Here is a 13522-nt window from a genome sequence, read left to right on the forward strand (position 1 = left end):
CGGGGACGACGGTGTACCCGGTCAGGTCGAGGTCACCGGGCTCGGCGGCACCGTCGAGGCCGGTGATCCGGTCGCCCTCGACGGCGAGGCGGCCGTCCTCGACGACGCCGCCGGGCAGGACGAGTCGGGCGCCGGTCAGAACGGTTCGATCGACGGCCATGCGCATTCCTCCTGGGTGCCGGTTCAGTGGGGCGCGGCGTCGCGCAGCCGCTCGGCGGCGGCCTCCGGGCTCACGTCGGTGACGAAGGCGTCGAGTCCGGATTCCACGCCCGCCAGGTACTTGAGCTTGCCAGGGGCGCGCCGAATGGTGAACAGCTCCAGGTGCAGGGCGAGTTCCTCGCCGCCGTCCTCGGGTGCCTGGTGCCAGGCCGAGATGTACGGGGTCCGGTTGGGGGCGGTGCCGTCGGGTGCGGGGAACAGCCGGTCGAAGCGGCGCAGCAGGTCGAGGTACAGGCCGGGGAACTCGGCGCGCTCGGCCTCGTCCAGTGCGGTGAGGTCGCGGACCCGGCGGTGGGGGTAGAGGTGGACCTCGTACGGCCAGCGGGCGGCGAACGGGACGAAGGCGGTCCAGTGCTCGCCCTGGAGCACCAGCCGCTCGGGGGTGGCCCGTTCGGCGGCGAGCAGGTCCTCGAAGAGGTTCCGGCCGGTGCTCGCGCGGTGCGCCTCGGCCCGGCGGATCATCCGGGCGGTGCGGGAGGGGACGAAGGGGAAGGCGTAGATCTGGCCGTGCGGGTGGGCCAGGGTGACGCCGATCTCCGCGCCGCGGTTCTCGAAGCAGTACACCTGCCGGACGTCGGGCAGGGCGGAGAGTTCGGCCGTGCGGTCGGTCCAGGCGTCCAGGACCAGGCGGGCGCCGGCCTCGTCCAGGTCGGCGAAGGAGGCGTCGTGGTCGGGGGCGAAGCAGACCACCTCGCAGCGGCCGGTGCCCGGGCGGAGGGTGCGCAGCGGGTCGTCGTCGTGGGCCTCGACGTGTGCGGCCGAGTCCGGGGCGAGGGAGGGGAAGCGGTTCTCGAAGACCGCGACCTGGTAGTCGGCGGCCGGGATCTCGCTGAGCCGTCCGTCCCGGGAGGGGCAGAGCGGGCACTCGCCGGCCGGCGGGTGGTAGGTCCGCTGCTGGCGGTGGGCGGCGACGGTCACCCACTCGCCGAGCACCGGGTCGAGCCGGGTCTCGGAGAGGCTCGCGGCGCGTTCCAGCGGGCGTTCGTCCACGGCGTCGCGGACGGTGCCGGCCGTCCGGTCGTAGTAGAAGAGTTCGCGGCCGTCGGCCAACGTGGTCGCGGTCTTGTGCACCGCCGTACTCCTTATGCGGGGGACGTCGGCCAGCCTGTGCCGATCTTCAACAGAATCAAACATATACGATCGCTTGTCAACAGACACGGATCTGCAGGTCAGGAAGTCCGAACTCAGGGCACACTCTTTTCTGTGTCAAAGCTGCTGGTGTTGACCGTAGGTGGCAATCGTGTTTGATTATGTCGAAATAGGCTCCCGCCTGCCGATGCAGGCCCCGGCGGGAGCGGGCACGACACCAGCGCGACGCACGGGAGCCGCACAGATGATCGACCAGGCCGCCACCGACTTCGAGGCCGTCCACGGCTCCCGGCCGAGCGGTGTGTGGGCCGCGCCCGGCCGCGTGAACCTGATCGGCGAGCACACCGACTACAACGACGGGTTCGTCCTGCCGATCGCCCTCCCGCACAGCGTCAAGGTCACCGCCCGCCGCCGCGAGGACGGCCGGGTGCGGCTGTACAGCGCCCAGGGCGACGGCACGATCAGCGACCTCGCGCTCGACGGCCTGGGCCCCGGCGTGGTCACCAGCTGGGCGGCCTACCCGGTCGGCGTGTTCTGGGCCCTCGCCGAGGCCGGGCACGCCGTCGGCGGCGCCGACCTGTACTTCGACAGCGACGTGCCGACCGGAGCCGGGCTCTCCTCCTCCGCCGCCCTGGAGTGCGCCACCGCGGTGGCCCTGAACGACCTGTACGGGCTCGGCCTGTCCGCGCCGGAGCTCGCCCTGCTCGCCCAGCGGGCCGAGAACGCCTTCGTCGGCGTGCCCTGCGGCGTGATGGACCAGATGGCCTCCGCCTGCTGCACGGACGGCGCCGCGCTGTTCCTGGACACCCGGACGCTGGAGCAGCGGCACGTCCCGCTCGACCTGGAGACGGCCGGGTTCCGGCTGCTGGTGATCGACACCCGGGTCAAGCACGACCTCGGCGACGGTGCCTACGCCGCCCTGCGGGCCGGCTGCGAGCGCGCCGCCGAGCTGCTCGGCCTGGACGCGCTGCGCGACCTGCCGGCCACCGGCCTCACCGCCGCCCTGGAGCGCCTTCCCGACGACCTCGCGCCCCTGGTGCGGCACGTGGTCACCGAGAACGGGCGGGTGGCCGAGACGATCGAGCACCTGGACGGCGGCCGGATCGCCGCGCTGGGGCCGATCCTGACGGCCGGACACGCCTCGCTGCGCGACGACTTCCGGGTCTCCTGCGACGAGACGGACCTCGCGGTCGAGGCCGCCGTGACCGCCGGCGCGCTGGGCGCCCGGATGACCGGCGGCGGCTTCGGCGGTTCCGTCATCGCCCTGGTCGGGGCGGCCGATGCGGACCGGGTCGCGGAGGCGGTGCGGTCGGCCTTCCGCTCGGCGGGCTACGCCGACCCGGTGGCCTTCACCGCCGTGCCCTCGCCGGGGGCGCGGCGGGTGGCCTGACCGGGCGCGGCGCACAGCCGCCCGGTCAGCCGGCGGTCGGCACCACGACGAGCTCCCCGACGGCGTCGGCGAGCGCGCTGCGGGCCGCCGCCGGAAGGGCGTCGTCGGTGATGAAGCAGTCGACCTCCGCCAGGGTCGCGAAGCTGCTCAGGCCGACGACGCCCCATTTGGTGTGGTCGGCGACCACGACGGTGCGGCGGGCGGAGGCGATCAGCGCCCGGTTGGTCTGGGCCTCGGCCAGGTTGGGCGTGGTGAGCCCGGTCTGCTCGCTGACGCCGTGCACGCCGAGGATGAGCAGGTCGACGTGGAGGGTGCGGATCGTCTGGTCCGCGAGGGCCCCCACCAGGGCCGCGGAGCGGGTGGGAGCCCCGCCGGTCACCAGCAGCGACGGGACGTTCTCCCTCCCGTCGCTTTCCGCTGCCCACAGCAGGTCGGCGATCCGCAGGGAGTTGGTCACGACCGTCAGCTGGGGGATCTCCAGCAGCCGGGAGGCGACCGCGTAGGTGGTGGTGCCGGCGGACAGCGCGACCACGCTGCCGGGCTCCACGAGCTGCGCCGCCGCGTCCGCCAGGGCGGCCTTGGTGCTCTCCTCCAGCTCGGACTTGACGTCGAAGCCGGGTTCGTACGTGCTCGCCGTGCCCACCGCGATGGCACCGCCGTGCACCTTCTGGACGGCGCCCTGGCGCACCAGAGCGTCCAGGTCGCGACGGATCGTCATGTCCGACACGCCGAACTGCTCGACCAGCTCGGCGACGCGCACCGCGCCGGCCTTGCGGATGGCCTCCAGGATGAGCGCCTGGCGCTGCGGGGCGAGCAAACTCTGATCAGCCACGGAGGCCCTTTCGATCGAACGGGTGCCTGGTCGCTCCCGCTTCCTTGCGGTGGGTCGACCCTGCCACGGTCGTGGACGAACGTGTGCGACCGCTTCCGGTGGGACGGGGCGGCCGGAGCGTCCGCGCCGACGACCGGGCCGCGTCCGGTCGCGACATGATCCAGTATCCCAGGGCGCCGGTGTGCCCCACGCCCCGTCGGCGGATGCGCGGGGCGGGGCCCCGCGCACCGGCCCGGAAGCACGGAACTGCCGGTGCCACGTGCAGGGGTGGCACCGGCAGTTCCGGTCGCGGTCGGCCGACCCTCAACGGCCGACCGCTCGTTCCGCCGCCGGCCGGGTCCGGACCCGCTGCCACTGTGCGGCGGGTCCGGTCAGGGGGATCCGGTCGGGGCGGACGTTCATGGGGGGCTGGTTCCCGTGCGGCGGGGCGGTGCGGTGCCCCGCCGCACGGGGGTCTTGGGGTCATGGGGTCAGGCGGGCAGGCCGACGGCCCGCTCGCGGTTGCGGCGCTGCTGGATGACGACGGCGGCGACCAGCAGGGTGCCCTGGGCGACGTTCTGCCAGAAGGCGTTGATGCCCTGGACGGTGAGGCCGTTCTGCAGTGCGCCGAGCAGGGCGACGGCGAGCAGGGTGCCGCCGATGCTGCCCTTGCCGCCCTTGAGGGCGCAGCCGCCGAGCGCCGCGGCGGTGATCGACTGGAGTTCGAGGCCCTCACTGCCGGAGACGGGCTGGCCGCTGCCGGTGCGGGCGGTGAGCAGGACGCCGGCCAGGGCGGCGACGGTGCCGGAGAGGGCGTAGGCGGCGATCAGGTACTTGTTGAGGTTGATGCCGGCCAGGCGGGCGGCGGTGTCGTTGCCGCCGATCGCGTAGATGTTGCGGCCGATGTCGGTGTAGGTGAGCAGGGCGTGCACGGCGGCGGCGGTGAGGATGAGCAGCCAGACCATGGTGGGCAGGCCGGCGATCTTGCCGCGGCTGAGGAAGACGAACACCGGGTCGTTGAGCACGTAGCCCTGGGCGCGGCCGTCCGAGACCAGCTGGGCGACGCCCTTGTAGGCGGCGAGGCCGGCCAGGGTGGCGATGGTCGGGTTGACCCGGCCGTAGATGATGACGACGCCGTTGAACAGGCCGATGCCGGCGCCGATGGCGAGCGCGGCGCCGATGCCGAGGTAGGGGTTGGCACCGGTGGAGGTGAAGACCATGGCGCTGGTGACGGAGGCCAGGCCGGCCTGGGAGCCGACCGAGATGTCGAGGCCGCCGCAGATGATCACGACGGTCTGGACGACGGCCAGCAGGCCGGAGATGGTGGCGGCCTCCGCGATGACCTGGATGTTGTCCCAGCCGACGAAGTTGGAGTTGAGCGAGCCGAACAGGGCGACGACGGCGACGAGGGCGCCGATCAGGCTGAGGTTCTGGCCGCCGATCGCGGCGAGCAGGGCGCGCGGGCCGCCGCGGTGACCGGCCTGGGGCGCGGCTTCCGGCTGCCGGGTGCTGGGGTCCGTGGTGGTGGTCATCGGGGGTCTCCGGTGGGGGCGTGGGCGGCGGTGCTGTCGGCGAGGTCGTCGGCCATGGCGAGGGCGAGGATGGCCTCTTCCGTCGCCTGGTCACGGCTCAGCTCGCCGGTCGTGCGGCCGTTCTGCATCACCACGACCCGGTCGGCGAGGCCGAGGACTTCGGGCAGTTCGGAGGAGATGACCAGGACGGCGGTGCCCTCGCGGGCGAGGTCGGCGACGATCTGGTAGATCTCGGCCTTGGCGCCGATGTCGACGCCGCGGGTGGGCTCGTCGAGGATCAGCAGGTCGGGCTTGCGGGCGAGCCAGCGGGCGAGGACGACCTTCTGCTGGTTGCCGCCGGACAGGGTGCGGACCTCGGCCTCGATGGAGGGGGCGCGCACCCGCAGCCGGTCGGCGTACTCCTGGGCGAGGGCCTTCTCCTGGCGGTGCTTCACGAAGCGCCGGCGGCTGAGCCGGCGCAGGCTGACCAGCGAGGTGTTGTCGCGGATCGTGCGCTGCAGGAACAGTGCCTGGGCCTTGCGCTCCTCGGGGGCGAGGCCGATGCCGGCGGCGATGGCGGCGCGCGGGTCCTTCAGTCGCACGACCTCGCCGTTGAGGGCGACCGTTCCGGAGCGGATCGGGGCGTCGCCGGCCAGGGCGAGGGCGAGTTCGGAGCGTCCGGCGCCGATCAGGCCGGCCAGGGCGACGACCTCGCCGGCCCGGACCGTCAGGCTGACCCCGTGCACGTCGTCGGTGGTGAGGTCCCGGACGTCCAGGACGACGCGGTCGGTGGCGACCTGCTGGCGGACGAAGAGGGAGGAGAGGTCCCGGCCGACCATCAGCCGGACCAGCTCGCTCTCGTCGGTGTCGGCGGCCTCGACCACCCCGGCGACCTGGCCGTCGCGCAGGACCGCGATGCGGTCGGCGAGCCGGAAGATCTCCTTCATCCGGTGGGAGACGTAGACGACCGCGATGCCCTCGTCGCGCAGCCGCCCGATCAGGGCGAACAGCGCCTCGACCTCGTGCTCGGAGAGCGAGGAGGTCGGTTCGTCGAAGGCGATCGCCCGCGGCGGGACGGCGCCGGTCAGGGCGCGCATGATCTCGACCAACTGGCGCTGGGCCGCGGTGAGTTCGGAGCCGAGCAGATCGGGGTCGAGGACCTTGTCGAAGCCGAGGCGCGCCAGGTCCGCGGTGATCCGGCGGCGCAGCTCGGCGCGGTCCAGCCGGCGCAGCCCGGTGCGGGGCAGCGAGCCGGCGTAGACGTTCTCGGCGACCGGGACGTGCGGGATGATCTCGGGTTCCTGCGGGATGATCCGGATCCCGGCGCGGCGGGCGTCCTGCGGGGAGTGCAGGTCGACGCCCTCGCCGTCGAGCAGGACGCGCCCCTCGGTGGGGAGGTGGTCGCCGGTCAGGATGCGCAGCAGGGTGGACTTCCCGGCGCCGTTCTCGCCCATCAGGGCGGTGACCCGGCCGGGCGGGAAGGTGAGGGAGACGTCCTTCAGCGCCTGGACGGAGCCGAAGCGCTTGGACACGCCCTCGGCGCTCAGGCCGGGGGAGCCGCTCGGCGGCGGGAGGGGGGACGGTGCGGGTGTGGTCATCGGGGCCTCGCTGGCAGTGCGGTGCGTACGGTCTGGGGAGCCGGGCGTACGGTCTCCGGGCGCGGCGCGGCGGTCGCGCGTACGGGTCTCCGGGAGCGGCGCCGGTGCGGCGGGTCGGTGCCCGTCCGCCGCACCGGCGGCTCGACGCGGCGTCAGCTGCAGGACACGCCCGCGGACTGCCAGGTGGCGGCGTCGACCATCTTGGTCGGGGCGAAGGCCTCCTTCGGGAAGTCCTTGCCGTTCTTGAGCTTGTCGACCATGGTCTGCACCGACAGGGCGCCGACGTCCTTGCCGTTGATGAACAGGGCGGCCTTCATGCCCGACGGCTTGCCGGAGGCCCAGTCCTTGCACGCCAGGTAGGCGCCCAGGCCGACGCCGTCGATGTCGTTCGGGCTGATCCCGGCGTTCTGCAGGGCGGTGACGGCGCCCTGCACGTTCTCGTCGTTGCAGCCCCACGTCACCCAGTGCTTGACGCCGGGGTTGGCGGTGATGGTGGCGGCGACCTTGTCCTGCGCGCCGGTGGGGGTGTTGTCGGTCGCGACGTCGATCAGCTGCACGCCCGGCACGGCCTGGTCGAAGGCGGCCTTGGCGGCCTTCACGCGGTCGCCGCAGACGGTGACGTCCTGCTTCCAGGCGGAGATGATCCGGGTGTCGCCCGCGTTCCAGCCGGCCTTGGTGAACTCCTCGGCGGCGCGCTGGCCGACCTGCTGGCCCATCTGCTGCCCGGAGAACCCGATCCGGGGCACCAGGTCGGTCGCCGCGCACTGCGCCGGGGCCGGGCCGCTCGCGCAGACCTGGTCGTCGGAGGTGAGCAGCGCGGCCTTGGCGTCCCGGGCCGTCTGGACGACCTGCGGGCCGACCGCCGGGTCCGGCACCACGATGATCAGGCCGTTGCTCTTCTGCGCGATCGCGGCCTGCACCTCGCCGACCGTCTTGTTCGCGTCGTTGCCGAGGTTCACCACCTTCAGGTCGGCGCCCAGCTCGGCGGCCTTGGCCTTGGCACCGGCGGCCTCGTCCACGAAGTACTGCTGGTCACCCTGCTTCTGCAGGTAGGTGATCGAGACCTTGCCGGACACCGGCGCGACCGGGGCGTCCGCGCTGTTGGAGGACGTCTGCCCGGTGGAGCAGGCGGCCAGGCCGAAGGAGGTGACCAGGCTGAGTGCGGCGACGGAGGCGAGGCGGGCACGGTGGGAGAGGTGCATGGTGGGGGCTCCTGAGGGTGTGGGACCGACCGGTGAGAAGCAACAGAACCGATCAGAAAGCATCGCAATCAAACGCGATGGATCAAAAGAAAGCGCCTGACCTTGAGGTGAGTCAAGCTCACGTTTCCCGTTCGGAGCTATTGAGACCGTCTCGTTATGCCGCCGTGCTCCCGGCTTGGCCAAGGGTCGCTCGGAGTCGCTGGATCGCGTGTCATCTCCCGGATCGAGGCAGGTCGCCGGTGTGTTCGAGGGAACTTACCGGTTGGTAGGTTGTCGTCCTGGACAGCTTCGAGCAAAGCCGGATCGGCGTCAATGGCAGGTGGCAGGGTCATGACGGTGGTGGGCGGGCGGACCCGCCCGGCGGTGCGGATCGATCGTCGGCTTCCTGCCATGCTGCCCAGCTGCGTTGTATTTCATTCGAAGTTGTTGATTGTTGTTGAAAGCTGGGTCTACTGTCCTCCCCGGCGGTCGGCATGCACCCGCCAGTGCCCGTCCCGGCAGTCCGTCCGCGACGCCGGTCCTGGTGCCCCCCATCCCCTGCCGACCCGGCCAGAGGAGCAGGAGAGCAGTCGAATGAGCACACCACCCCACCCGTTCCGCCGGGGCGTCACCGCCCTGGCGGCCCTCGCACTCGGCGTCGCCACCGCCGTCGCGGCCGCGCCGGCCGCGGTGGCCGCGCCGGCCCCCGCGACCCAGTCCGTGACCCTGGACGGCTCCTCGCCGGGCCGGGCCTACGACGGCCTCGGCGCGATCAGCGGCGGCGGCGCCACCTCGCGCCTGCTGGTCGACTACCCCGAACCCCAGCGCAGCCAGGTGCTGGACTACCTGTTCAAGCCCGGCTACGGCGCCGCGCTGCAGACGCTGAAGGTGGAGATCGGCGGCGACGCCAACTCCTCCGACGGCCCCGAGCCGTCCCACATGCGCACCGCCACCGAAGTCGACTGCAACCGCGGGTACGAGTGGTGGCTCATGGAGCAGGCCAAGGCCCGCAACCCCAAGATCACCTTCTACGGTCTGGAGTGGGCCGCGCCGGGCTGGCTCAACGGCGGCGTCTGGTCCCAGGACAACATCGACTACCTGGAGTCCTGGCTCGGCTGCGCCCAGCAGCACGGGCTGACCGTCGGCTACCTCGGCGGCTGGAACGAGCGCGGCTACGACAAGGCCTGGTTCGAGAAGCTGCGCGCCGACCTGGACGCCCACGGCCGCCAGGGCGTCACCCTGGTCGCCTCCGACAGCGACGACGAGCACTGGTCGATCGCCGCGGACATGGCGGCCGACCCCGCCTTCGCCAAGGCCGTCGGCGTCATCGGCCTGCACGGCACCTGCTGGCACTCGACCCCGGTCTACACCGCCTGCCCCGGCAGCGACACCGCGACCGGGCTGGGCAAGCGGCTCTGGGCCTCCGAGGACGACAACGACAGCTACGGCGCCGACCCGGCCGCCCTGGCCCGCAACGTCAACCGCGAGTACCTCGACGCCCGGATCACGTCCGACATCAAGTGGGCGCTGGTCAGCTCCTGGCCCTCGGAGCTGCCGTACGCGGGCGCCGGGCTGATGGCCGCCGACCAGCCCTGGTCCGGCAACTACACGGTGGGCCGCGACATCTGGGTGATGGCGCACACCACCCAGTTCGCCAAGCCGGGCTGGCAGTACCTGGACGCCTCCAGCGGCTACCTGGCCGGCGCCGGCGCCAACGGCGACCCGCACAGCGGCAGCTACGTGACGCTCAAGTCCGGCCGGGACTACAGCACGGTCATCGAGTCCACCGACGCCACCGCCGCGCAGACCGTCAACGTCAAGGTCGCCGGCGGGCTGTCCACCGGCCGGGTGCACGTCTGGGCCACCGACATGAACTCCACCGACCCGTCGCGGTGGTTCGTCCACACCCAGGACGTCACGCCCAAGGGCGGTTCGTACTCCCTCACCGTGCAGCCCGGCTACGTCTACACCGTGACCACCACCACCGGCCAGGGCAAGGGCACCGCCACCCCGCCGGCCGCCGCCACGATGCCGCTGCCCTACCAGGCCGACCTCGGCGGCTACTCCGCCAAGGCCACCGCCCGCTACTTCCACGACTGGGCCGGCGCCTTCGAGACCGCGCCCTGCCCCGCCGGGGCGACCACCCCGATGTGCCTGCGCCAGGTCATCACCCGGGCGCCCATCCCGTGGCACGACGACATGAACTACACCCCGCTCACGCTGATGGGGGACCCGTCCTGGGCCCACTACCAGGCGAGCACCGACGTCGTCCTCGAACAGGCCGGCACCTCCGCCGAACTGGCCGGCCGCATCGACCACGTCGACCACGACCGCTCCGGCTACCACCTGAAGATCGACGACACCGGCGCCTGGAGCCTGTACACCGAGAACCGCTCCGGCACCGACACCGTGCTGGCGAGCGGCAGCTACCCCGGTGCCGGGGCGGGCAGCTGGCACAACCTCACGCTCGCCGTACAGGGGCAGAGCATCACCGCGTCCATCGACCGCACCCAGGTCGCCTCGGTCGCCGACGCGAGCCACGGCATCGGGCAGATCGGCCTGGGCGTCGGCGGCTTCCAGCACGCCGACTTCGCCAACACCACCGTGACGCCACTGGCCGGCCCGGCCGTCCACACCGTGACCAGCGCCAACAGTGGCAAGTGCCTGGACGTGACGGGTGCCTCGACCGTCGACGGCGCCCAGGTCGTCCAGTGGGCCTGCGGGGCCGGCAAGGCCAACCAGCAGTGGACCCTCGTCCCGGTCGCCGGATCCGGCACCGTCCAGCTGGTGTCGGCCAACAGCGGCAAGTGCCTGGACGTCACCGCGGCCTCCACGGCCGACGGCGCCGAGGTCGTCCAGTGGGCCTGCGGGGCCGGCAAGGCCAACCAGCAGTGGACCCTCGTCCCGGCCACCGGCTCCCGCGTGCAGCTGGTGTCGGCCAACAGCGGCAAGTGCCTGGACGTCACCGGCGCCTCCACCGCCGACGGCGCCCAGGTCGTCCAGTGGACCTGCGGCACCGGCCGCGCCAACCAGGAGTGGACCGTCTCCTAGCCGGACCAGCTCCTGCCCCCGAACGCCGGGTCGGGCACCCCGAGCGGGTGTCCGACCCGGAGCAGCACCGTCCCCCCCACCCCTCCCCACCCAGGAGACGCCCATGGGCCGTCCACACCTGTCATCGACCTGGCGCGCCGCGCTGAGCGCGGCGCTCGTCCTCGCCGGCGCGCTGGGAGGCCTGACCGCGCCGTCGGCCGCCCAGGCCGCCACCCCCACCGCCATCACCCCCACCGCCGTCACCATCGACGGCACCAAGCCGGGCCTCACCTTCGACGGGGTCGGCGCGATCTCCGGCGGCGGCGGCAACTCCCGCCTGCTGGTGGACTACCCGGAGCCCCAGCGCAGCCGCCTGCTGGACTACCTGTTCAAGCCCGGCTACGGCGCCTCGCTGCAGGTGCTGAAGCTGGAGATCGGCGGCGACACCAACTCCACCGACGGCGCCGAGACCAGCATCGAGCACACCCGGGGCACCATCGACTGCAACCAGGGCTACGAGTGGTGGCTGGCCGAACAGGCCAAGGCCCGCAACCCCGACATCAAGTTCTACGGCCTCGCCTGGGGCGCCCCCGGCTGGATCGGCAACACCGGCAACGGCGGCAACTTCTGGTCCCAGGACAGCGTCGACTACCTGATGGACTGGATGGGCTGCGCCACCCAGCACCACCTGAACGTCTCCTACCTCGGCGGCTGGAACGAGCGTGGCTACGACAAGGCCTGGTACGAGAACCTCAAGAGCACGCTGGTCGCCCGCGGCTACGGCGCCACCAAGGTCGTCGCCGCCGACGACACCTGGGGCGTCGCCGACGCGATGGCCGGCGACCCGGCGTTCAAGAACGCCGTCGACATCGTCGGCGTGCACTACCCCTGCGGGTACATGAGCTCCTTCACCGAGTGCCCCAGCACGGCGAACGCCCAGGCGCTCGGCAAGCCGCTGTGGGCGAGCGAGAACGGCTCCCAGGACGCCGACGGCGGCGCCCCGGCGGTGGCGCGCGGCATCAACCGCGGCTACCTCGACGGCAAGATGACGTCGTTCCTCAACTGGCCGGTCATCGCCGCGCTCTACCCGGACCTGTTCTTCTCCACCGACGGCATGTCGATCGCCAACCAGCCGTGGTCCGGCAACTACAGCATCGGCAAGACGACCTGGGTCACCGCGCACACCACCCAGTTCGCCAAGCCGGGCTGGCACTACATCGACTCCGCGAGCGGCTACCTCGGCGGCGCCCGCGCCAACGGCAGCTACGTCACGCTGAAGGGCGCGAACAACCGCGACTACAGCACCGTGATCGAGACCCTGGACGCCACCGCCGCCCAGACCGCGAGCTTCACCGTCACCGGTGGCCTGTCCACCGGCAAGGTCCACGTCTGGTCCACCGACCTCGACTCCACCGACTCCGCGAACTGGTTCGTCCACCAGCAGGACGTCACCCCGGCCAAGGGCACGTACACCCTCACCCTGCAGCCCGGCCGGGTCTACACCGTGACCACCACCACCGGCCAGGGCAAGGGCACCGCCACCCCGCCGGCCGCCGCGCCGATGAAGCTGCCCTACGCGGACGGCTTCGACACCCCGGCCACGACCACCTCGCCGAAGTACTTCACGGACATGAACGGCGCCTTCCAGACCGTGGCCTGCGGCGGCGGCCGCACCGGCACCTGCCTGCGCCAGATGGCCCCGACCACGCCGATCCGCTGGACGGACGAGCCGTACAACGCGCCGTACACGATGATGGGCGACGGCAGCTGGTCCAACTACACCGTCACCGCCGACACGATGTTCGAGCAGTCGAGCACCGTCGAGCTCCTCGGCCGGGTCAACCAGCAGGGCCGCAACAACAACGGCCTGAACGCCTACCACCTGCGGGTGAGCGACACCGGCGCCTGGTCCATCGACAAGAGCGATACCAGCTGGCACTTCACCACCCTCGCGAGCGGCACCACCACCGCCCTCGGCACCGGCCGCTGGCACACCGTCGCGCTCACCCTGGACAACGCGACCCTCACCGCGAGCATCGACGGCACCGCCGTGGGCTCCGCGACCGACGCGAGCTACACCAACGGCCGGGCCGGCCTCGGCGTGACGGGCTACCAGACCGACCAGTTCGACAACTTCGCCCTCACCCCCGGCACCCCGACCACCCACACCGGCCCGATCGCCTCCGCCCTGCCCGGCACCTGTGCCCGCCCCGCCGCCGGCACCAGCGGCGCCGCCGTGCAGCTCTGGGCCTGCGACGGCAGCGCCGAGCAGGTGTGGACCCGCACCAACGACACCCTCACCCACAACGGCAAGTGCCTCGACGTGACCGGTGCCGCCACCGCCAACGGCAGCCCGGTCGAGCTGTGGGACTGCACCGGCGGCGCCAACCAGCAGTGGACGCCCCAGCCGGACGGCACCCTGAAGAGCGTCCAGTCCGGCCGTTGCCTCGACGACCCGGCGGCGGCCACCGCCGACGGCACCCCGCTGGAGATCTGGGACTGCAACGGCGGTGCCAACCAGCGCTGGACCCTGCCGTAGCCCCCGGCCGGTCCTGATCCCACGAACTGCCCGGTCCCGAACGGAAACCCCGTTCGTGGCCGGGCAGTTCGGTCGTACCCTGCCGGTCCGGGCGGTCGCCCGTCGACGTGTCCGGATCGCGTCGCGCGCTCGAAGTTGTCTGGTCAAGTTTGGT

8 protein-coding genes are annotated in these 13522 nt (G+C 72.4%); 3 read left to right on the forward strand and 5 right to left on the reverse strand.

Going from position 1 to position 13522, the window contains the following annotated elements; genetic code table 11:
* Positions 1–183: 183 nt before the first annotated feature.
* A complete protein-coding gene (gene galT / locus ABTY56_RS26545) occupies positions 184–1290 on the reverse strand; it encodes a galactose-1-phosphate uridylyltransferase (protein WP_350631687.1) in 1107 nt (368 codons plus the stop codon).
* A 262-nt stretch (positions 1291–1552) separates the two neighbouring features.
* On the opposite strand from galT, the gene galK reads away from it, so the two are divergent.
* Positions 1553–2698, forward strand: coding sequence for a galactokinase (gene galK, locus ABTY56_RS26550; protein WP_350631688.1), 1146 nt, complete (start codon positions 1553–1555; stop codon positions 2696–2698).
* Between the two features lie 25 nt (positions 2699–2723).
* Here galK and ABTY56_RS26555 read toward each other — a convergent pair whose 3' ends face one another.
* The 4 genes from ABTY56_RS26555 to ABTY56_RS26570 all read right to left on the reverse strand — a co-directional run bounded on the left by ABTY56_RS26555 (position 2724) and on the right by ABTY56_RS26570 (position 7820).
* Complete coding sequence (locus ABTY56_RS26555) at positions 2724–3530, reverse strand: DeoR/GlpR family DNA-binding transcription regulator (RefSeq protein WP_350631689.1); 807 nt, start codon at positions 3528–3530, stop codon at positions 2724–2726.
* Between the two features lie 470 nt (positions 3531–4000).
* Positions 4001–5041, reverse strand: a complete 1041-nt coding sequence (locus tag ABTY56_RS26560) for an ABC transporter permease (RefSeq protein WP_350631690.1) — start codon at positions 5039–5041, stop codon at positions 4001–4003.
* Positions 5038–6618 carry a sugar ABC transporter ATP-binding protein gene (locus ABTY56_RS26565; RefSeq protein WP_350631691.1) on the reverse strand — a complete coding sequence of 527 codons (1581 nt, stop codon included), beginning with the start codon at positions 6616–6618 and terminating at the stop codon, positions 5038–5040. The genes ABTY56_RS26560 and ABTY56_RS26565 overlap by 4 nt, the downstream gene beginning before the upstream one ends.
* Positions 6619–6770: 152 nt before the next feature.
* On the reverse strand, positions 6771–7820 hold the full coding sequence (locus tag ABTY56_RS26570) for a substrate-binding domain-containing protein (protein WP_350631692.1): 1050 nt from the start codon (positions 7818–7820) through the stop codon (positions 6771–6773).
* 573 nt (positions 7821–8393) lie between these two features.
* Here ABTY56_RS26570 and ABTY56_RS26575 point away from each other — a divergent pair.
* Complete coding sequence (locus tag ABTY56_RS26575; protein ID WP_350631693.1) at positions 8394–10850, forward strand: RICIN domain-containing protein; 2457 nt, start codon at positions 8394–8396, stop codon at positions 10848–10850.
* Positions 10851–10953: 103 nt separating this feature from the next.
* On the forward strand, positions 10954–13368 hold the full coding sequence (locus tag ABTY56_RS26580) for a ricin-type beta-trefoil lectin domain protein (RefSeq protein ID WP_350631694.1): 2415 nt from the start codon (positions 10954–10956) through the stop codon (positions 13366–13368).
* Positions 13369–13522 lie beyond the last annotated feature (154 nt).

It is taken from the genome of Kitasatospora sp. NPDC097691, from assembly GCF_040302665.1.
Classification (GTDB): domain Bacteria; phylum Actinomycetota; class Actinomycetes; order Streptomycetales; family Streptomycetaceae; genus Kitasatospora.